The organism is Streptomyces marianii (genome assembly GCF_005795905.1).
GTDB classification, from domain to species: domain Bacteria; phylum Actinomycetota; class Actinomycetes; order Streptomycetales; family Streptomycetaceae; genus Streptomyces; species Streptomyces marianii.
Map to the genome: position 1 here is coordinate 6,275,338 of NZ_VAWE01000001.1, position 20,973 is coordinate 6,296,310.

15 protein-coding genes are annotated in these 20,973 nt (G+C 72.3%); 6 read left to right on the forward strand and 9 right to left on the reverse strand.

The window, feature by feature from the left end:
- Nucleotides 1-8: 8 nt before the first annotated feature.
- The 3 genes from FEF34_RS28550 to FEF34_RS28560 form a co-directional block, all read right to left on the reverse strand.
- A complete protein-coding gene (locus tag FEF34_RS28550; RefSeq protein WP_138055716.1) occupies nt 9-749 on the reverse strand; it encodes a DUF305 domain-containing protein in 741 nt (246 codons plus the stop codon).
- Nucleotides 746-1,396, reverse strand: a complete 651-nt coding sequence (locus tag FEF34_RS28555) for a DUF3105 domain-containing protein (protein ID WP_138055717.1) — start codon at nt 1,394-1,396, stop codon at nt 746-748. Before FEF34_RS28555 ends, FEF34_RS28550 begins: the two co-directional genes overlap by 4 nt.
- A gap of 94 nt (nt 1,397-1,490) precedes the next feature.
- Entirely contained in the window at nt 1,491-1,937 is a 447-nt protein-coding gene (locus FEF34_RS28560; RefSeq protein ID WP_138055718.1) for a hypothetical protein, read from the reverse strand.
- Between the two features lie 142 nt (nt 1,938-2,079).
- Between FEF34_RS28560 and FEF34_RS28565 the strand changes: the two genes are divergently transcribed.
- Nucleotides 2,080-3,441, forward strand: a complete 1,362-nt coding sequence (locus tag FEF34_RS28565; RefSeq protein WP_138055719.1) for a glutamine synthetase family protein — start codon at nt 2,080-2,082, stop codon at nt 3,439-3,441.
- Between the two features lie 126 nt (nt 3,442-3,567).
- On the opposite strand, the gene FEF34_RS28570 is transcribed toward FEF34_RS28565, so the two are convergent.
- Nucleotides 3,568-5,589, reverse strand: coding sequence for a S8 family serine peptidase (locus tag FEF34_RS28570; protein ID WP_138055720.1), 2,022 nt, complete (start codon nt 5,587-5,589; stop codon nt 3,568-3,570).
- A gap of 144 nt (nt 5,590-5,733) precedes the next feature.
- Between FEF34_RS28570 and FEF34_RS28575 the strand changes: the two genes are divergently transcribed.
- The 3 genes from FEF34_RS28575 to FEF34_RS28585 all read left to right on the forward strand — a co-directional run bounded on the left by FEF34_RS28575 (nt 5,734) and on the right by FEF34_RS28585 (nt 7,847).
- Entirely contained in the window at nt 5,734-6,276 is a 543-nt protein-coding gene (locus FEF34_RS28575; protein WP_199800702.1) for a hypothetical protein, read from the forward strand.
- A 49-nt stretch (nt 6,277-6,325) separates the two neighbouring features.
- Complete coding sequence (locus tag FEF34_RS28580) at nt 6,326-6,868, forward strand: hypothetical protein (RefSeq protein WP_199800703.1); 543 nt, start codon at nt 6,326-6,328, stop codon at nt 6,866-6,868.
- A 91-nt stretch (nt 6,869-6,959) separates the two neighbouring features.
- Nucleotides 6,960-7,847, forward strand: coding sequence for a hypothetical protein (locus FEF34_RS28585; RefSeq protein WP_138055721.1), 888 nt, complete (start codon nt 6,960-6,962; stop codon nt 7,845-7,847).
- 76 nt (nt 7,848-7,923) lie between these two features.
- Here the strand turns inward: FEF34_RS28585 and FEF34_RS28590 are convergent, their stop codons facing one another.
- Complete coding sequence (locus FEF34_RS28590; protein WP_138055722.1) at nt 7,924-8,364, reverse strand: VOC family protein; 441 nt, start codon at nt 8,362-8,364, stop codon at nt 7,924-7,926.
- A gap of 675 nt (nt 8,365-9,039) precedes the next feature.
- Entirely contained in the window at nt 9,040-11,424 is a 2,385-nt protein-coding gene (locus FEF34_RS28595; protein WP_138055723.1) for a PIG-L family deacetylase, read from the reverse strand.
- A gap of 616 nt (nt 11,425-12,040) precedes the next feature.
- Between FEF34_RS28595 and FEF34_RS28600 the strand changes: the two genes are divergently transcribed.
- Nucleotides 12,041-15,031 (forward strand): bifunctional [glutamine synthetase] adenylyltransferase/[glutamine synthetase]-adenylyl-L-tyrosine phosphorylase, encoded by a 2,991-nt coding sequence (locus FEF34_RS28600; RefSeq protein ID WP_138055724.1) that lies wholly within the window; start codon nt 12,041-12,043, stop codon nt 15,029-15,031.
- A 507-nt stretch (nt 15,032-15,538) separates the two neighbouring features.
- Here FEF34_RS28600 and FEF34_RS28605 read toward each other — a convergent pair.
- The 3 genes from FEF34_RS28605 to FEF34_RS28615 form a co-directional block, all read right to left on the reverse strand.
- Nucleotides 15,539-16,402, reverse strand: a complete 864-nt coding sequence (locus FEF34_RS28605) for a phosphatase PAP2 family protein (RefSeq protein WP_138055725.1) — start codon at nt 16,400-16,402, stop codon at nt 15,539-15,541.
- Nucleotides 16,403-16,567: 165 nt separating this feature from the next.
- A complete protein-coding gene (locus FEF34_RS28610) occupies nt 16,568-17,599 on the reverse strand; it encodes a LacI family DNA-binding transcriptional regulator (protein WP_138055726.1) in 1,032 nt (343 codons plus the stop codon).
- 25 nt (nt 17,600-17,624) lie between these two features.
- Nucleotides 17,625-19,292 carry a glycoside hydrolase family 13 protein gene (locus FEF34_RS28615; RefSeq protein ID WP_138055727.1) on the reverse strand — a complete coding sequence of 556 codons (1,668 nt, stop codon included), beginning with the start codon at nt 19,290-19,292 and terminating at the stop codon, nt 17,625-17,627.
- A 400-nt stretch (nt 19,293-19,692) separates the two neighbouring features.
- On the opposite strand from FEF34_RS28615, the gene FEF34_RS28620 reads away from it, so the two are divergent.
- Nucleotides 19,693-20,964, forward strand: coding sequence for an extracellular solute-binding protein (locus tag FEF34_RS28620; protein ID WP_138055728.1), 1,272 nt, complete (start codon nt 19,693-19,695; stop codon nt 20,962-20,964).
- The last annotated feature ends 9 nt before the right edge of the window (nt 20,965-20,973 follow it).

The following is a 20,973-nucleotide window of genomic DNA, read 5'->3' on the forward strand; positions in this document are numbered from 1 at the left end:
CACCGGTCTCAGGAGCGGGGCGCCGCGCCCCGCTTCTCCAGGAGATCCGCCATCAGGTCCATCTCGGACTGCTGGGCGTCGACCATCCCCTGGGCCAGGGCCTTCTCCTGAGGCACGGTGCACAGGTCCGCGCAGCCCTCCGCCATCGCGACACCGCCCTTGTGATGGTCGGTCATCAGCTGTAGGAAGAGGACCTCGGCCTGCTTGCCGCTCGCCTTGGCCAGCTGGTCCAGCTCGGCCTGCGTGGCCATCCCCGGCATCACCGCCCCGGCGCCGGTCCGCTGCCCGCCGTGGCCGCTTCCGTGCGTGTCGTTCCCGGAAGTGCCGCCGTGTCCGCCGTCCCCGTGCCCGTCCTCACCGTGGGCCTGCTCCATCCAGGCCATCGGCCCGGTCCCGGACTCCACCTTCGGCAGCTTCCACAGATCCAGCCAGCCCAGCAGCATGCCGCGCTGGTTCGCCTGGGTGTTGGCGATGTCGTAGGCGAGCCGCCGTACCTCCTCGTCCTGCGTACGGTCCCGGACGATGAAGGACATCTCCACCGCCTGCTGGTGGTGGACGGCCATGTCGCGGGCGAAACCCGCGTCGGCCGAGCCCGCCGCGGGGGCGGCCGAGGCCCCCGCGGCGTCCCCGTGCCCGCCGGGGTGCCCGTCGCCGCCCGCGGACGCGACCGTGGCCGCGCCCGCGAAAAGCAGCGCCAGTACCACCGCGGCGATCGAGACCCAGTGCGTACGCGTCAGCGTGAGGGTCACGCGCTCAGTCCGCCCGTGCACGCGGCGCCCGGCTCGGGCGTCTGCGGACCCTGCACGTACTTGGTGAAGAACTGGTCCACGCGCGGGTCGTCCGCGCCCTCGACCGTCACCTGCTTGCCCCAGGCGCTGAGCATGATGGCCCCGGCCTGGTCCTTCACCGGGCTCATCATCGAGTACGAGGTCCTGCCGACCTTGTCCTTGAGCTTCTGCACCTCCGCGGCCGGGGCCTTGTCGCTGTACGTGACCCACACGGCGCCGTGCTCCAGCGAGTGGACGGCGTTCACCTCGGGGATCGGCTTGTCGTAGACGTTGCGGTCGCAGTTCATCCACGCCTGGTGGTGGTCACCGCCGACCGGCGGCTTCATCGGGTACTTCACGGCCGTGGTGACGTGGTTGCGCCCGAGCTTCTTGGCGTCCCAGGACTTCTCGTCCTTGATCGGCGCCTTGGCGGCGGCCTCGGCCTGCTCCTTCTTCTCGGACTCCTTGTTCAGCACGTACGCGCCGAAGCCGACGAGCCCCGCCACCAGGACCGCGCTGAGCGAGATCGTGATGACGCGGTTGCGGCGCTCACGGGCCTGTTCGGCGCGGCGCATCTCCTCTATGCGGGCCCGGCGGTCGTTCGTCGTGTTGTTCGTCCTGCTCGACACTCTGCTTCGTCCTTCTGCGTCGGGGGTGTGGGGTGTGCGCGTGATCGCACGGCCGCGGGCCGTGCCTGCGCGGACCGGCGGTGGAACGGTCCTGCTAGGTCCGCAGCACCTGAAGGACGTGGAGATCCGGGGCGCGGGGGAGCGCACCGGTGCGCGGTGGGCCGCCCGCGCCGCGGTCGGGCACGGCGCCGGGCGGAAGCACGGCCGGTGCCGGCGGCGCGTCCTGGGGCGGGGCGGTGAGGACGCCGGGCGCCAGGTGCGGGTAGAGCCCGCAGTCTCCGCGGTCGTACGGACAGGTGTACGCGGCGGCGGAGCCGGCCCGGGTGTCGCCCGGCACGGCACGGGTGGTCCCGCCGACCGTACCGGCGGCCCGGGGCTCGCCGGTCTCCCGGTGGGTGCCGTGCCCGCGTGCCGCCCCGGCGCTGCCCGTGTCGGCCTGTCCGAGGCAGAGGAAGAGCGCGGCGAGGAGCGTCGCCACGGCACTCCCCAGCGCCATGGGACGCGCGGTGTGCGCGGTGCGGGCGTTCCGCATGCCCCCCATGGGCGCAGATGGTAACGGCGGGTACGTGCTCCACGTCATACGGGGTGCGTAATCTGGGCGAAACCCCGGGTCGTGATACTGAAGCTCCTCCTCTACGCCCTGGCGGTGGTGCACAGGCCGTCTGAACTGCAAGGATGTGGCTATGGACAAGCAGCAGGAATTCGTGCTCCGCACGCTCGAGGAGCGCGACATCCGGTTCGTACGCCTCTGGTTCACCGATGTGCTCGGCTTCCTGAAGTCGGTCGCGGTGGCCCCCGCCGAGCTCGAGCAGGCCTTTGACGAGGGCATCGGCTTCGACGGCTCCGCGATCGAGGGCTTCGCCCGCGTGTACGAGTCGGACATGATCGCCAAGCCGGATCCGGGCACCTTCCAGATCCTGCCGTGGCGCGCGGAGGCCCCCGGTACGGCGCGTATGTTCTGCGACATCCTCATGCCCGACGGCTCGCCGTCCTTCGCCGACCCCCGCTTCGTCCTGAAGCGGATCCTGGCGAAGACCTCGGACCTGGGCTTCACGTTCTACACGCACCCCGAGATCGAGTTCTTCCTGCTGAAGGACCGGCCGCTGGACGGCTCACGCCCCACCCCCGCGGACAACTCCGGATACTTCGACCACACCCCGCAGAACGTCGGCATGGACTTCCGCCGCCAGGCCATCACCATGCTGGAGTCCATGGGCATCTCGGTGGAGTTCAGTCACCACGAGGGTGCGCCGGGCCAGCAGGAGATCGACCTCCGGTACGCGGACGCGCTGTCCACCGCGGACAACATCATGACGTTCCGCCTGGTCATGAAGCAGGTCGCGCTGGAGCAGGGGGTCCAGGCGACCTTCATGCCGAAGCCGTTCTCCGAGCACCCCGGCTCCGGCATGCACACGCACCTGTCCCTCTTCGAGGGCGACCGCAACGCGTTCTACGAGTCGGGTGCCGAGTACCAGCTCTCCAAGGTGGGACGTTCCTTCATCGCCGGCCTGCTCAGGCACGCCGCGGAGATCTCGGCCGTCACCAACCAGTGGGTCAACTCCTACAAGCGCATCTGGGGCGGTTCGGCCCGCACCGCCGGTTCCGGCGGCGAGGCCCCCTCGTACATCTGCTGGGGCCACAACAACCGCTCCGCCCTGATCCGCGTCCCGATGTACAAGCCGGGCAAGACCGGCTCCTCGCGCATCGAGGTCCGCTCACTCGACGCCGGCGCCAACCCCTATCTCGCCTACGCGGTCCTGCTCGCCGCAGGCCTCAAGGGCATCGAGGAGGGCTACGAGCTCCCGGCCGGCGCCGACGACGACGTCTGGGCGCTCTCGGACTCCGAGCGCCGCGCCATGGGCATCGAGCCGCTCCCGCAGAACCTCGGCGAGGCGATCATGCTGATGGAGCGCAGCGAACTGGTCGCGGAGACGCTCGGCGAGCACGTGTTCGACTTCTTCCTCCGCAACAAGAAGCAGGAGTGGGAGGAGTACCGCTCGGAGGTCACGGCCTTCGAGCTGCGCAAGAACCTGCCGGTGCTGTAGGCGCAGGTCGGCGGCCGTATGGCTGCTGAACGAGACTCCGGGCCGACGGTCGGTGACCGTCGGCCCCGCGTCGTACCGCCGCCTTGGGCCGTCGGTGAGGCTCGCACGAGCCGCCTCGTCGCCGGGTCAGCTCGTGACCCCTCCGGTGACGACCAGTGCGAAGTCCGCGTCGGTCGCGGTGGTCTCGACGTGTCCGTCCGTGTTGACCTGGCCGGCGATGACCTCGATCGTCCAGGTGCCGGCGGCGGGGGTTTGGACGAACACGTTCTCGACGGTGTCGATCGTGTTCGCCGAGCCGCCCGGCGTTGACCAGTTGTCCGCCGCGAGTCCGTTGTTCCCCCAGTACACGGTGCCGTCCGGGGCGGTGAGCTTCAGGGTCAGATCGTTGACGCGCGCCTGGGCCGCCGACGGTGAGCCCATCGGATCGGTGTAGGCCATCGTCGCCTTCAGCGGCCGGCTGCCGTCGGTGGTCAGTGTGTACGTCGCGGTCTGGCCCACTGCGAGCACGTCCGTCTCGTCGACCAGGATCGGCAGCCGCCAGCCGTTGTCCTGTGCCTCCTGGTACAGACTGCCGACGCCGGCCGTACCCCAGCCCTGCTTCATGCGGGCCAGGTCGTGGGACGCACCCGTGAAGGGGTACTGGTCGGCCGAGTTGATCAGCAGCGCCTTCGCGGTGGCGGCGTGCGGCCGGGACGCGAAGACGTCGCGGTCCAGACCGGGACCGCCGTCGAAGACCCCGTCCGCCCACATCTGGAAGACGAGGCCCGCGTAGCCGCAGGTGATCGGGGTGGAGGCGCTGGTGCCGCTGAACGTGCCCGTGTACGCGGCGTCGCCGCCGCCCGCGGTGGTGTGGACCGCGTCGTAGTAGTTCGACAGGTCGGGTTTGATCCGCCCGTCCGCGGCCGGGCCGATGCTCGCGCCGCCGTTCCACGCGTCGTCGGTGCGGGAGGCGGTGTCGTAGTGGAAGGCGCCGCCGACGGACACCACGTTCTTCGCCCACGCCTGTGGCCGGGCGGAGCGGTTGCCGGTGTTGCCCTGGGACTGGCAGATCAGAATGTCGTGGTCGAAGACGATGTCGTCCATCGCCGCCGACGTGGAGTTGTAGCCGAACGTCAGCGCGCTGCCCCAGCTGTTGGACTGGAACACCGCCCGGTACGGGCCTGCCGGGTCGACGAGCTGCGCGGTGTGGGCCCACCGGTCGGACACCAGGCTGTGGGCGGCGAAGATCGGCTGCGCCTGGGGGAGCAGGCCGCGGGCGGTGGCGTTGACACCCGAGGCGAAGACCTGCCCGTACGTCGAGGTGCCGTGGTTCGTGCTGGTGGTGTTGGCGGTGTGCAGGATCGGCGGGAACGCCGCGAACTCCTGGTGCGTGGTGCGCAGTCCGGTGTCCATCACCTCACCGCGCACGCCTTGGCCGAGATACCCGGACGCCGCCTCGACCGCGTCGGCGCCGCCCGCCGCGCGGGCGTTGTCCATGTCCGTTTCGGGCGCCGTCCAGACGTCGAGCGCGAGCACCGCGTCCAGGTGCGCCACGGCAAGTGCCTGCGCCGGCTTGAGGGTTGCCTCGATCAACTGCAGGCCCGCCGACGCGCCGTCGACCCTCCCGCCGATCGCGGTGATCCGCTGGGCCACCGCCCGCTGGTCGGCGGCGTCCGGTTCCACGAGCGTGACGACATAGCGACGGGTGCCCGGCCGCACGGCGCCGCCTTCCAGTTTGTCGCCGGCGTCGTACGGTCCGACCCACCGCACGTACGGCAGCGCGGCGACCCGCCCTCGGGCCGCCTTGTCCATGCGCACCACGTACGTCGCGTCGGGAAGGTAGGCGCCGATCCGGGCACCGAGGGCCGCCAGTTCGGCGCGATGGCCGTCGAGCGGTGTGGTCGTGAACTGGACCAGGTACGTGCGGCCGTTCTTCGTCCGCAGGTTTCCCCGCGGCCGGCTGCGCTCCCCCTCCGGCGTGGTCGGATCGAAGGTGCGTGTGCGCAGCCGGACGTGCGTGGGCTGTCGGTCCAGGCTGTCGTGTGCGGGGGCGAGCCGGGTGGGTCCGGCGCGGCCGGGGTCCGCCGGGACGGACAGGGCGGGGCTGGCGGATGCGGCGAGGGCCAGGGCGAGGACGGTGTAGGCCGCTGTGCGTGCGGGGTTACGCATGGGGGCTCCTGGTCGGGAATCCACCGCGTGGGTGCGGGCGGGCGAAACCGATCGAGGAACGCTAACCGGTCACATGCGGTCAGAAACCCACTGAAGGGGTGATGGCGGCTCAAAGGATCCCGCAGTTGGCCCTATAGTCGCGGCGTGCGAATGCTGTGGACCCTCGTGGGAGTCGGGTCGGCGGTCGTGGCGGCGGTGGTGCCCGGTGCAGCGGCGCCGGTGACGAGCCAGGACGCGGGGCGCGTCGCCCGCCAGCCCGGCACCCTGTCGATCACCGTGCCGGCCGCGGTGAACTTCGGCTCGGCCTTTCCCGGTTCCTCGATCAGCCGGCAACTCGGTGAAGTCCGGGTGACGGACAGGCGTGGTGGGCAGAACACCGTCTGGACCGCGACGGTGTCCGCGACCGACTTCACCACGCCGGGCGGCGGTGCCGCCCGGCAGATCTCCAGGAGCCAGTTCTCCTACTGGTCGGGTCAGGCCACCGCGACCACCGGCAACGGCACCCGCGTACCGGGCCAGGCCACGAGCGGGCAGGCGCAGAGCCTGAGCGTCCCGCGTACGGCGTTCCGAAAGACGTCGGGCAACGGGGACAACACCACCCGCTGGCGCCCGACGCTGATCGTCGCGGTGCCGGCGACCGCCGTGAACGGCACCTATACCGGGACGATCACTCATTCAGTGGCATGATCCACGGCGAATACCATGTCTTCTCCGCATACCAAACTATGGTGGCCCTGTGCGCAGAAGACTCCTGATCCCGTGCGTCGCCGCCGCCCTGGCGGGCGTGTCCTCCCTGCCCGCGTCCGCCCAGCCCTCGGGTGACACGACCGTGACGTTCACCGTGTCGACGTCGGACCTCACGATCGAGGTTCCCGCCTCACGCAACCTCGGGTCCGGGTTCCCGGGGCAGACCATCAGCGGGCAGCTCGGCACCGTGACGGTGGACGACGGGCGGGCCGCGGCGAGCGCCACCTGGACGGCGTCGGTGGTCTCGACGCAGTTCGACACCGGAATCGACGACCCCGCCGAGATCATCCTGCCCAACCTGGTGCAGTACTGGTCCGGCCCCGCGACCGCCACCACCGGCACCGGCACCTTCGTGCCCGGCCAGCCCACGCGGAGCGACCGGGTCACCCTGGACCAGCCCCGCACCGCGTTCTCCAAGACCGCGGGCAGCGGGAACAACACCGCGAGCTGGAACCCCACCCTGGAGATCACCATTCCGCCGGACGCCGTCGGCGGGCTCTACAGCGGGACGGTGACCCATTCGGTGGCATGACCCCGTAGGCGGACTGCTCCTCGCGGTGTCACTGCTCGTCGCATCGGTCGCGCCCGCGACCGCGGAAACTCCACGACGGTCCTCCGACGACGTGAGCGTCGGCATCCGGCTCGTCGACGCGCCCGTCAGCCGCCGCGACGACGAGCGAGCCCACCGGTACGTCATCGACCACGTCGGACCGGGCGAGAGGATCCGCAGGCGGATCGCCGTCACCAACCTGTCGGACCGTCGGCACCGCGTGCTGCTCTACCCTGCGGCCGCCACCGTCCACCGAAGGGACGGCTTCGTCTTCGCCCCCGGCCGTACCGGCAACGAGCTCACCGACTGGGTGTCGCTCGAGCCCGGCGAACTCGTGCTCGCGCCCGAGGAGACGGCGAAGGTGTGGACCGAGATCACCGTGGCGGACGACGCGACCCGCGGCGAGCACTACGGCGTCGTCTGGGCGGAGATCAGTCCCGAACACGAACCCGCGGAGCAGGTACGCAACGTGGTCCGGGCGGGGGTGCGCATGTACCTGTCCGTCGGGCCGGACGGGGAACCGCGATCGGACTTCCGCGTCGACGGCCTCACCGGTGCCCGCACCGCGGCCGGCGTCCCCGTGGTCACGGCCCGGGTGAAGAACACCGGTGGGCGGGCCCTCGACCTCACGGGCAAGCTCACCCTGTCGGACGGGCCGGGCGGGCTGTCCGCAGGCCCGTTCAACGTCAGGGCGGGCACCGTCGGCCCGGGCCACTCGACGACGGCGAAGGCCACACTCGACCGGCGGCTGCCGGACGGTGTGTGGACCGCACGACTGACCCTCGTGAGCGGCCGTGTCGAACGGGTGAGCACCGGCCGTATCACCATCGGCACGAAGCCGGCCACCCAGCGCGGCGGGAACACCGCGATGTCCGTGCTCACGGTCGGCAGCCTCGTCTCGGTCGCCGCGACGGCGCTGCTCGCCGCCTACGCGTACCACCGCCGCAACCGCTTCCGCTGACCCGGCGGCACGAGGAACGGCCGACGGACCGTGCGTCGGCCGTTCGCCGTCGACGACCGTCGTCGACAGCCGAAGGTCAGACGGTGCGCCGCTGCGACAGCGGGGCCGGGGCCTCCTGGACGATCCAGCCGTTGCCGTCCGGGTCCTGGAAGAACATGAAGGAGTTCCAGGGTTCGCCCTTGCCCGGTGCCCAGCCCGACGGGGCGACGTGCTGCACCGCGCTGACCTCGACGCCTCGGGCGAGCAGTTCGTCGTGAGCCGACGCGATGTCGGGGACGCAGAGTTGGAGGCCCTGGATCACTCCGGGAGGCATCGTCGTCTGGCCCGGTGCCGGCGGCATGCCCTCGCCGATGACGATCGAGCAGGTGGAGCCCGGCGGGGTCAGCTGGAGGATGCGGACGCCGTCCGAGATGCGCGTGTCGTGGTCGACGGTGAAGCCGCACCTGTCGGCGTAGAAGGCCTTCGCCCGCTCCACGTCGGAGACGGGGACGACGACCACTTCCAGGGTCCATTCCATGGGCACCGCCCGGGTGGCTCGTGTGCGGACCGCGCGGGGGTGGTTCCCCCAGAACAGTGTGCGCCGGGACGGACGGCGCCCGCGACGCGGCGGTGCGGCTGTGCGCCGGGCCGGCCGGCCCCGGCCCGGTGGCGTCCGGACCGCGGGCCGCCGGCGCGGCGGAGGACGACCTGCGGATTGGCCGCCGGATTGCGTGCGTCGCGCTCCTCGCCGCCCGAAGCGCAGCGCGCCGTCCAGCCGGACCGCGAGCAGCGGCGTGACGTGCGGGCGGCCTGCGGGGCGCACGGTCGACAGCCGGAAGATCTCGAACTCCGCCGGCCGCCCACCGCCTCCGGCCAGGAGGCCGAGGTGGCGCCGGGGGAGCTGTAGCGCGGGTCCAGATCGGTGCTCGGTTCCATGACCGGCCCCCGGGGCGACTCCTGTCCCGTTGCTTCTGCCGGCATGCGCGGGTCCTTCCGTCTCCGGTCCGTGGCCATCGTCCCTTCGACGTGGTGACCGCGCGCGCCTGCGGAACTCATCGCCGGAGCGGCGGACGCCCCTGCGAGAGGGTGCCGCTCCCTTGGAAGCCCTCCCTTGGAGGCCCTTCCCTTGGGGGTCCCCTGCGGGGCCTTCCTGCGGAGGCCCCTATGGGAGCTTCTGCGAAGGGGGCCTCTGCGGGAGTTTCCCTCGCGGCCCCTATGGGAGCACGGCCGTCCGCGGACCGCCGGACGGCGTCCAGTGCAGCGTGCCGTCCAGGCCCATCGCGGCGATGCCGTCGGGGAGCCCGGCGGGCGCCCCGGAGAGGAGGAAGCCGCCTACGGTCCAGCCGGCCCCGGCCCCGGGTTCGGGTTCGGGTTCGGCCGCGGGTTCGGTCACCGTTGCCGGGCGGGGAAGAGTCTCCGTGCGCGTCGTCGCCAGTACGCCGGTGCGGGACCGGACGCCCAGCAGATCACCGCCCGAGCCGACCGGGCCGAAACCCGCCACACCGGTCGAGGCCACGAACGAGACGACGGGGACCAACGTCCCTACCGCGCCCGCTGCCGTACCCGGTGCCGTGCCTGTTCCCGTGCCCGTTGCCGTGCCCGTCGCCGTGCCTGTTCCCGTGCCCGGTCCAGTTCCCGGTCCAGTTCCCGTTCCCGTTCCCGTGCCCCCGCCCGTGCCCGCTGCCGTGCCCGTTCCCGCGCCCGCTGCCGTACCCGTCGCCGCGCCCGTGTCCGGGACGCCCGTCGCCTTCCCCGCGGTGCCCGCACGCCGGGTGTCGGCCGCGCCCGTGGCGACCGCTCCACCCCTGTCACCGGTGCCGGGCACACGGGGGTCTCCGCCGAAGTGGGCGGCTCGGAGCTCGCCCGTGACCGGGACGCGGTACCAGAGCCGGATGCCGACGCCCCGGGTGTCGGCCGTCGCGTTCAGCGCCAGCGTCGTCGCCGGAAGGCCGGTCCGCATCGGGCCGGTCAGCGGCCCGCCGGGCCCGGACTGAGTCCAGGCCAGCACCGACGACGGAGTGGGGACGAGGACGGTGTGCCGGCCGGACGCGTCCGTGACGGCCACCGGATCGCCTCGCAGACCCGTGCCCCCCAGCGGCGTCCAGGGCTCCCAGCCGCCTCCCGGCAGCCCGGTCCGGCCGGTCAGCCGGTGGGCGGAGTCCCGGACGAACACCCTGAGCCCGCCCGTCGGGTCCACGACCGCCGCCGGAGCGCTGATGGCCGACGTACCGCTCTCGTCGTCGCGTTCCGGCGTGCCGAGCGAGGTCCACGGCCCGAAGTCGCCGCCCCGGGCGCGCTGCACGCTGAGCACCACGTCCCGGCGGTAGCCGGCGGCGCGTGTGCCGAGGGTCGTACGGGTGCCGAGCACGGCGATCCGGCCGTCGGGCAGGCGCACCGAGGTCACCCCGGCGTCGATGCCGCCGCCGCCGGTCAGCCGGGGGCCGGTCCAGCCCGCCGCGGGTCCCGCGCGGTGCCAGACGGCGAGCCTCCCGTCGAGCACGGAGAACGCCCACGCGGTCCCGTCCGGACCGGGCTGCGCCCAGGTCGTCGACTCGCCGCGCGTGTGGCGGACCGTCTGCGCCCAGCCGTGGCCGGCGGGCCGTGCCGCCACCTTGAGGTCTCCGCAGCCGGCCGGGGCGCCGCAGTGGTCGGCGCCGTCCGTCCACGCGTACGTCTTGAGGGTGCGCAGCTTCGCCGCGGCGTCCGCGGGGCCGAGGGTGCGGGGCAGCCGACCGGTGGCATAGCCGAGGTAGGTCTGGACGCCGAAGGCGGGGTGACCGGGTACGGCCGCGTACCGGGCGAGCGCCGCCTGCGCGAACCTCGCCCCGTACAGATGGTCCTGGTGGTCGGAGTAGGCGCCCTTCGCGGTGCGTCCGGGGGTCGGGTCCTGAATGCGGACGTGGGTCGGACGGAACCGCTCCAGCAGCCCGGCGACGGTGTCCACGACCTGCCGCTTCGTGTACGCGAAGTCCTCCCGTACCGGCGTCCCGGAGGACAGCCGGGACGCGAGGGAGTCCACCTGGCCGTCCCACAGCCCGTGGAGGCTGTGGGGCCGGTCGCCGTTGATGCTGCCGGCCTCGCGGAGCTGGACCCAGACGAGACTGATCCAGGGCTTGGCACGGAGGGTGTCGAGCTCGGCCGTCCCGCCGCCCGCGGTGCGTACGGCCGAGCGTGACCAGGGGCTGGTCCGGTCTCCGGTGGCCATCTCGGCGTAGGCGGCGCGTATGCCGTTCTGGCGTGCCTCGGCGTACGCGGCCTTGTCGGGGGCCGGGGGATCCGGGTCGTCCCGCCGGGCGTTGACGCCGTCGGCTTCGCCCGCGGTCAGGTACACCGACGTCAGACTGCGGCCCGTGGCCAGGGACTGGGCGGTGTCCGGGTTCATGAAGAACAGGTCGTCGTCGGGATGGGCCACGATCTGCACCACCCGCTCGCCCGCGGTGGTGCGGACGGGCTGCACGGCCGGCCCCGCCGGGGGAACGGCCCGCGTGCCCCGGCGGTCCGCGGCCGCGTCGGGCACGGCCACCAGCGTGCCCAGGACGCCCAGCAGCAGCGCGCTGGCCAGCCCGGCGACCAGCCCTCGCCGGGCGCGGCCGGCCATGGGACCGGAGCGGGCCGCGAGCCCGGTACCGTCCGGTGATCCGGAACCGCCCGGAGCCTCGGGGCCGTCCGCCGAACCGGGACCAGGAGGGGTGCCGGGGCGGGCCGTTGAGGGGCGGCCGTGCGAAGAACCGGAGTCGGCGCGGTCCGCGGCGGCGCGACGGAGCGCGGAGCCGAAACGGGGCGCGGGAGCGCGGGGCGCCACCGAAGGGCGGTTGCTGCGGCGGGGCCGGCTGGGCATGGTGGTCGGTGCTTTCGTGATCGGTGGGGGCCGGTGACCGCCCGGGCGCACGTGCCCGCGGGGGCACCGGTGTCCTGCGGGCGGACGCGCGCCCGCCGGCCACCGGGCGGCCTGCGGGCGATTCGGGGCCCGACCGCGCACCGGCGACCCGCGGGCGCGGGTGGTCCTCGTGAACGTGCTCGTGCCGTCCGGGCACGCGGTGCCCTGACACGACGGAAGACGGAGATTCCAGGAATACGGGTTGTCCCGCACGAACCACGAAGAACATGGCGAACATCACGGAACCGCACCGTCGGCGACGCCCTCCGGGGCGCGGCTCCCGCGCCCCTGCGACTACGCTCGGACCCGGATCCGGACCTTGATCGGAGGCGGCGGGATGACATCGGTGCCGGGGCGCAGAAGCAGTACCTTCACCCGTCTGCTGCGACACGGCTTCACCCACCCCGCCGCGGCCGAGCGCCTGCTGGACCTGCCCGAGATGGCGCCCGTGCGCACCGACTCCGTCCTCCTCGACGCCCTCGGCGCCACCGCCGACCCCGACCTGGCCCTGCGCGGACTCGTGCGCCTGGTCGAGGCGCAGCAGCCGGACGAGCGGCAGGTACTGCTGGACACGCTGCTCTCCGCGAAGCCGCTGCGCGACCGGCTGCTCGGGGTGCTGGGTGCCTCGGAGGCGCTCGGCGACCATCTGGCCCGGCACCCGCACGACTGGCAGGCGCTGGTGATGTACGAGGCGTCCGATCTGCATCCCGGGGTGGACGACTTCGAGCGGGGCCTCGCCGAGGCGACCGACCCGGTGTCGCTGCGCGTCGCCTACCGCCGCTGCCTGCTGTCGATCGCCGCCCGCGACGTGTGCGGCACCACCGACGTGGCGCAGACCGCGGCGGAGCTGGCCGACCTCGCGACGGCGACGCTGCGCGCGGCCCTCGCCATCGCCCGCACCGACGCCCCGGAGGACGCCGCCGCCTGCCGGCTCGCGGTGATCGCCATGGGGAAGTGCGGCGGTCACGAGCTCAACTACGTCTCCGACGTGGACGTGATCTTCGTCGGGGAGCAGGCCTCCGAGTCCGTGGACGAGTCCACGGCGGTGAAGGCCGCGACCCGGCTCGCCTCACACCTGATGCGGATCTGCTCGGAGACCACGGTCGAGGGCGCGATCTGGCCCGTCGACGCCAATCTGCGGCCGGAGGGCCGCAACGGCCCGCTGGTGCGCACCCTCTCCAGCCATCTCGCCTACTACCAGCGCTGGGCGAAGACGTGGGAGTTCCAGGCGCTGCTCAAGGCGCGGCCGGTGGCGGGGGACCCGGATCTCGGCGCCGAGTACGTCGAGGCCGTCTCGCCGCTGGTCTGGCAGGCCGCAGAGCGCGAGAACTTCGTGCCCGACGTGCAGAAGATGCGCCGCCGCGTCGTCGACAACATCCCCGTCGCGCACATAGACCGCGAGCTGAAGCTCGGCCCGGGCGGGCTGCGGGACGTCGAGTTCGCCGTGCAGCTGCTGCAGCTCGTCCACGGGCGAAGCGACCCCACGCTGCGCAGCGGCTCCACCCTGGAGGCGCTGCGGGCGCTCGCGGCGGGCGGGTACGTGGGCCGTGCGGACGCGGCACAGCTCGGCGAGGCGTACCGCTTCCTGCGCTCCATGGAGCACCGGATCCAGCTGTACCGGTTGCGCCGTACGCACCTGGTCCCGGAGGGCGAGGAGGACCTGCGGCGCCTCGGGCGGTCCCTGGGGCTGCGCGCCGACCCGGTGGCCGAGCTCGACAAGGAGTGGCGGCGGCACGGCTCCGTCGTCCGCAGGCTGCACGAGAAGCTCTTCTACCGGCCCCTGCTGGACGCGGTCGCCCAGCTCGCGCCCGGTGAGACCCGGCTCAGCACCCAGGCGGCGCGGCAACGACTGGAGGCGCTCGGCTACGCCGATCCGGCCGCGGCCCTGCGGCATCTGGAGGCCCTGTCGTCCGGGGTCTCGCGCAAGGCGGCGATCCAGCGGACGCTGCTTCCGGTGCTGCTCGGCTGGTTCGCCGACTCGGCCGATCCGGACGCGGGCCTGCTGGGCTTCCGCCAGGTGTCGGACGCGCTGGGCAAGACGCCCTGGTACCTGCGGCTGCTGCGCGACGAGGGGGCGGCCGCGGAGAACCTCGCCCGGGTGCTGTCCGCCGGCCGGCTCGCCCCCGATCTGCTGCTGCGCGCCCCGGAGGCCGTGGCGCTGCTCGGCGATCCCGAGGGGCTGAAGCCGCGGGGCCGCGACCATCTGGAGCAGGAGGTGCTCGCGGCGGTCGGGCGCGCGGACGGCGCGGAGGCGGCGGTCGCCTCCGCCCGCGCGGTGCGGCGGCGGGAGCTGTTCCGTACCGCAGCGGCGGACCTGATCGGCTCGTACGGCACCGAGGAGAACCCCGCCGAGCAGGACCCGGGGGCGCTCGTCGACCGGGTGGGCAACGCCGTCACCGACCTCAACGCGGCCACGATCGCCGGCGCGCTGCGCGCCGTCGTCCGCGAGCGGTGGGGGGACGAGCTCCCCACTCGGTTCGCGGTCATCGGCATGGGCCGCTTCGGCGGACACGAACTGTCGTACGGTTCCGACGCGGATGTGCTGTTCGTCCACGAGCCCCGCGACGGCGACGACGAGCACGAGGCCGCCCAGGCCGCCGCGACGGTCGTGGCGGAGATGCGGCGGCTGCTCCAACTGCCCAGCTCCGACCCACCGTTGCTGATCGACGCCGATCTACGCCCGGAGGGCCGCAACGGCCCGCTGGTGCGCACGCTCGCGTCATACGCGGCCTACTACCGTCGCTGGTCGCTGGTCTGGGAGAGCCAGGCCCTGCTGCGTGCCGAGCCGATGGCGGGTGACGCGGAGCTGGGGGCCCGCTTCATCGAACTGGTCGACCCACTCCGCTACCCGGCGGACGGCCTGGGCGAGGAGGTCCGGGAGATCCGCCGGCTCAAGGCCCGGATGGAGACGGAACGGCTGCCGCGCGGCGCCGACCCGACCCTCCACACCAAGCTGGGCCGCGGCGGCCTGAGCGACGTGGAGTGGACGGTGCAACTGCTGCAGATGCGTCACGGCTGCTCCGAACCGGGTCTGCGCACGACCCGCACCCGTTCCGCCCTCGCCGCCGCCCGGGACGCGGGGCTCCTGTCCCCGGAGGACGCGGAGATCCTCGACGAGGCGTGGGTGCTGGCGACCCGGGTCCGCAACGGCGTCATGCTGGTCAGGGGCCGCGCGGGGGACACCTTCCCCTCGGAGGCGAAGGAACTGGCCGCGGTGGGCCGCTACCTGGGGTACGGCCAGGGGCATGTGGGGGAGATGGTCGACGAGTACCGCCGTGCGACGCGGCGGGCGCGTGCGGTGGTGGAGCGGCTGTTCTACGGGGCGTAGCCGGAGGTTCCCGAGCGCCGGCGGTACCCGCGTCCGCCGGGCGCCGCGCAGGCCCCGTCCTCCGGTCCGGGTGCCGGGGAGGCTGTGTTCGTGGGTCTCGTCCTCCGGGCGGGGTGGAGGGCGCCGCGCAGGCCGCCTCCGCGGACCCCTGTGTCCGGTCCGGGTGCCGGGCGGGCTGCGTTCGTGGGCCCCGGCGTCCGGGTGGAGGGCGCGGCTTCGGGGACGCGGCCTTCCGGGCGTGCTCCGTGCGCGCCGCGCGACCGGCCCGGCTGCGGGTACCGGGAGAACGGGGTCGTGGGCGGGCGTCCCGCCACCACGGACCGTGAGGGCCGGCACCGGCCCGCAGTACGGGAGTCGGCCCGGCGTCGCCGGGCATTCAACCCCGCCGGGCGGAACCGCGCAGTGTGCACCGCGCCGGGCGGTCAACCACGCAGTGCGAACCGCGGCGGGCGAACCGCGGCGCGGGAGGTGCGGTCGCTCCGGGCGCCCGCCGTGCCGGGCGTTCGGCTATGCCGTGAGTACGGCGCCGCCGGGCGCCGGGGCCGGCACATGGCGCGGCAGCCGGTGCGGGAGGGAGCCGTACCAGGCGTAGGACAGGCCGTAGCCGAAGCCGAGGCAGAGCAGTCCGCCGACGGCGTCCAGCCAGAAGTGGTTGGCTGTCGCCACGATCACTATGAGGGTCAGTGTCGGGTACAACAGACCCAGGATCCTTCCCCAGGGCGCCTTCGCCAGCGCGAAGATGGTCAGCCCGCACCATAGCGACCAGCCGATGTGCATCGACGGCATGGCCGCGTACTGGTTGGACATGGTCTTCAGGTTGCCCGAGGCCATGGAGCCCCAGGTGTGGTGCACCAGCACGGTGTCGATGAAGTTCTGGCCGTTCATCAGCCGCGGCGGGGCCAGCGGGTAGAGGTAGTAGCCGACGAGGGCGACACCGGTGGTGGCGAAGAGGACGAGGCGGGTGGGGGCGTAGCGGCCGGGGTGCCGGCGGTAGAGCCACACCAGTACGCCGATCGTCACGACGAAGTGCAGGGTGGCGTAGTAGTAGTTCATCGTCACGATCAGCCATGTCACCGAGTTGGCTGCGTGGTTGACCGTCTGCTCGACGGCGATGCCGAGGCTGTTCTCGGCCTCCCAGATCCAGTCGGCGTTCCGCAGGGCCTGGGCCTTCTGCTCGGGAACGGCGTTCCGGATGAGGGAGTACGTCCAGTAGCTGACCGCGATGAGCAGGATCTCGAACCAGATGCGGGGCCGCCTGACCGACCGCAGCCTGCGCAGTCTGCCCTGCTCCGGGGCCGGGCCGTCCTCGGTCACCATGGGTGACGGGGACGCGGTCCGGCCTTCCAAGGTCTTCACGGTCGCTTCACCCATAGGACGAGAGTCTGCCAGATGGGTGCGCCCGCTCCGATCATCCTTCGGTCGGGTTCGGGAGGGCCCCCGGTCCCTCCTGAGGACTAGTCGGATCCCCCGTGCTTCCCTGGTATGTCGCGGAACTCGGGGGTCCGGTCGAGAGGCCCGCCGACCGGGTGGGGCGGATCAGGGCGAACCGTGCAAAGGGCCCGCCGCGGTCGAGCCGCGTACCACCAGTTCCGGCATGAAGACGAACTCGCTGTGGGGTGCGGGCGTTCCGCCGATCTCCTCCAGCAGCGTGCGGACCGCGGCCTGCCCCATGGCGGGGACGGGCTTGCGGACCGTCGTCAGCGGCGGATCGGTGAAGGCGATGAGCGGGGAGTCGTCGAAGCCGACCACCGAGATGTCGTCGGGCACCTCGAGCCCGCGCTGCCGCGCTGCCCGGATCGCGCCGAGCGCCATCATGTCGCTCGCGCACACCACGGCCGTGCAGCCGCGGTCCATCAGCGCGGACGCCGCGGCCTGGCCGCCCTCCAGGGTGTAGAGGGAGTGCTGGATCAGCTCCGACTCGATCTGCTGCTCGCTCAGGCCGAGCTGGTCGCGGACCGCCTTGACGAAGCCCTCTATCTTCCGCAGGACCGGCACGAAGCGGCGTGGCCCGAGGGCAAGTCCGATACGGGTGTGGCCGAGGGAGACGAGATGGGTCACGGCCAGCTGCATCGCCGCACGGTCGTCCGGTGAGATGAAGGGAGCCCGCACCTGCGGGGAGAAGCCGTCGACGAGGACGAAGGGGACGCCCTGGGCGCGCAGCTTCTCGTAGCGCTGCATGTCGGCCGTGGTGTCGGCGTGCAGCCCGGAGACGAAGATGATGCCCGATACGCCCCGGTCCACCAGCATTTCGGTGAGTTCGTCCTCAGTGGAGCCGCCGGGGGTCTGGGTGGCCAGCACGGGGGTGTAGCCCTGACGGGTCAGCGCCTGTCCGATGACCTGGGCCAGGGCCGGGAATATGGGGTTCTCCAACTCGGGCGTGATGAGCCCGACGAGCCCGGCGCTGCGGCGGCGCAGCTTCACCGGGCGCTCGTAGCCGAGGACGTCGAGTGCGGCGAGCACTGATTCGCGGGTGGTCGAGGCAACGCCCGGCTTGCCGTTCAGCACCCGGCTGACCGTCGCCTCGCTGACCCCCGCCTGGGCTGCGATGTCGGCAAGCCGTGCGGTCATGGGATTGGACTGTACCGGTCGCATGTCAGATTGCCCACCAGACGGTCGAGTCGGCGGGCAGCCGGACCGTCCCGCCGCTGAACTCGGGGGTCGCGGAGGCCAGCAGCGGACTCCCCGGGGCGGGGAGCCCCACGTCCGTGCCGCGGGTGTTCGTCGTGCAGACGAACCCGTCACGGGCGAAGGCCAGCACCCCCTCGGGTGCGTCGAGCCAGGTCACCGCTTCACCCGCGCCGAGGCCCGGGTGGTCGCGGCGCACGGCGAGGGCCGCCCGGTACAGCTCCAGGGTGGAGCCGGGCACCCCGGTCTGCGCCTCCACGCTGAGCTCGGCCCAGTCGGCCGGCTGCGGGAGCCAGCTGCCGCCGCTGCCGAAGCCGTACGAGGAGCCCTCGCGGGTCCAGGGGATCGGCACCCGGCAGCCGTCGCGGAAGCCGTCCTGGCCCTCCGCCCGGAAGAACGACGGGTCCTGGCGCACCTCGTCCGGCAGGTCGAGGACCTCGGGCAGGCCCAGTTCCTCGCCCTGGTAGACGTACACGGAACCCGGCAGGGCCAGCATCAGCAGCGTGGCGGCGCGGGCCCGGCGCAGGCCCACCGGGCCCCCGCCGTAGCGCGTGGTGTGCCGGGGGACGTCGTGGTTGGACAGCACCCAGGTGGTGGGTGCGCCGACGGACGCGGTCGCCGCCAGCGAGGCCTCGACGACCTCCCGCATCCGCTCCGGGTCCCAGGGGCAGCGCAGGAACTGGAAGTTGAACGCCTGGTGCAGCTCGTCGGGGCGTACGTAGAGAGCGAGCCGCTCCGGGCTCGGCGCCCAGGCCTCGGCCACGCCGATGCGCTCGCCGCCGTAGCCGTCCAGCAGCCGCCGCCAGGAGCGGTGGATCTCGTGGACGCCGTCCTGGTCGAAGAACGGCAGCACCTGTGCGCCGATCATCTTGGCCTGTTCCCGGGCCCCGATGTCGGGCAGCCCGGCCGCCTTGACCATCCCGTGGGCGACGTCGATCCGGAAGCCGTCGACGCCCAGGTCCAGCCAGAAGCGCAGCACCGCGTCGAACTCCTCGCGCACCTCGGGGTGCTCCCAGTTCAGATCGGGCTGCTCGGGGGCGAAGAGGTGCAGGTACCACTCTCCCCCGGCCTCCGGCCGGGAGCTGCCCCCGGTGCCGTCGGGGTGCGCCGTCCGGGTCCAGGCCGGGCCGCCGAAGACCGACTCCCAGTCGTTGGGCGGCAGTTCGCCGTGCGCGCCCCTGCCGGGCCGGAAGTGGTAGTACGCGCGCTCCGGGCCGCCCGACAGCGCGGAGCGGAACCACAGGTGCTGGTCCGAGGTGTGGTTCGGGACGATGTCGACGATCACCCGCAGCCCGAGCCGGTGGGCCTCCCGGACCAGGTCGTCCGCGTCGTCGAGGGCGCCGAAGAGCGGATCGACGGCGCGGTAGTCGGCGACGTCGTAGCCGCCGTCCGCCTGGGGCGAGGCGTAGAAGGGGGTCAGCCAGACCGCGTCCACACCGAGTCCCGCGAGGTGGGGGAGCCGGTCGCGGATGCCGCGCAGGTCGCCGACGCCGTCGCCGTCGCTGTCGGCGAAGGAGCGGACGTACACCTGGTAGATCACGGCGTCCCGCCACCAGTCACCGGTCCGGCCGGGACGCCTGGGCGGGGCGACCGTGCTGACCTGCGGCGTGGTGGTCGTGCCGAGCTCCTGCGTCATGGGCGCTCCTTCGGATGCCTGTCTCTCGGTGTTCCGGGCGTTCCGGGTGTTGCAGATGTTCCGTGTGTGCCGGATGTTCTGGAATATCTCGACCTTCCGGATCTTCCGGATCTTCCGGATCTTCCGGATCTTCCGGACCTTCCGGCTCAACGCCGACCTGTCTCGAAGGTAACAGCGTTGCAATCTCTTGCGGAAGCGGTTGCGCAGGCGCATGGAGGCGCAGGGGCGGGTTCAGGCGCTGTTGGCAAGGCGCACAACGGCAACCGTGTGGACACGTGGATGTAACGATCGCAGCTGCTTGCGGAAATCTCTCGCAAGGTCTTTCGGTCTTCTTTCAACCTTGTTACGTTCCTGACCGAATCGGCGCCGTGATGGAGCGGCCCAGGTTGAAGGAGTTCACATGCGACGTGGCATAGCGGCCACCGCTCTGGTCGCGAGCCTGGCGCTCACGGCGACCGCGTGCGGCGGGGACGACGCCGAGAGCGGCAAGAGCGCCTCGGGCAAGCTGTCGGGCACGGTCACCTGGTGGGACACGTCGACCGTCGGCAGCGAGGACAAGGTCTTCAAGAAGCTCGCCGAGGGCTTCACCAAGCTGCACCCCGACGTCAAGATCAACTATGTGAACGTGCCCTTCGGTGAGGCGCAGAACAAGTTCAAGAACGCCGCCCAGTCCGGCTCCGGCGCCCCCGACGTGATCCGCTCCGAGGTGGCCTGGACCCCCGAGTTCGCCGATCTCGGCTACCTCGCCCCGCTGGACGACACCTCCGCCCTCAAGGAGGACAAGGACTTCCTTCCGCAGGCCGCCGCCTCCACGAAGTACAACGACAAGACCTACGCCGTGCCGCAGGTCATCGACTCCATGGGCATCTTCTACAACAAGAAGATCTTCCAGGAGGCCGGCGTCCAGCCGCCGTCCTCGATCGCCGAGCTGAAGACCGTCTCCAAGAAGATCAAGGACAAGACCGGCAAGACCGGCCTCTACCTGCGCGGCGACGACGCGTACTGGTTCCTGTCCTTCCTCTACGGCGAGGGCGGCAACCTCGTCGACGCCGAGAAGAAGCAGATCACCGTCGACAACCCGGCCGGCGTCAAGGCCATGAAGGTCGTCAAGGACCTCGTCGACTCCGGCGCCGCGAAGACCGACGCCACCGACGGCTGGAACAACATGCAGACCGCCTTCAAGGAAGGCAAGGTCGCCATGATGATCAACGGCCCGTGGGCGGTCACCGACACGTACGGCGGCAAGGAGTTCAAGGACAAGGCCAACCTCGGCATCGTCCCGGTCCCGGCGGGCTCCGACGGCCAGGGCGCTCCGCAGGGCGGCCACAACCTCGCCGTCTACGCCGGTTCCAAGAACCTCGAGGCCTCCTACGCCTTCGTCGAGTACATGACCTCGGTCGAGTCCCAGACCACGGTCGCCAAGGAGCTCAGCCTCCTGCCGACCCGCACCTCGGTCTACGACAAGCCCACCGTCTCCGGCAACGAGATGGTCGCCTTCTTCAAGCCGGTCGTCGACAAGGCCGTCGAGCGCCCCTGGATCCCCGAGGGCGGCAGCCTCTTCGCCCCGCTGGTGACCGAGTACACCAAGGTCCTCACCGGCCAGACCACCCCGGAGAAGGGAGCCGAGGCGACGGGCGACGCCTACCGCAAGCTCCTGAAGGACTGGAAGTAAGAGAAGAGG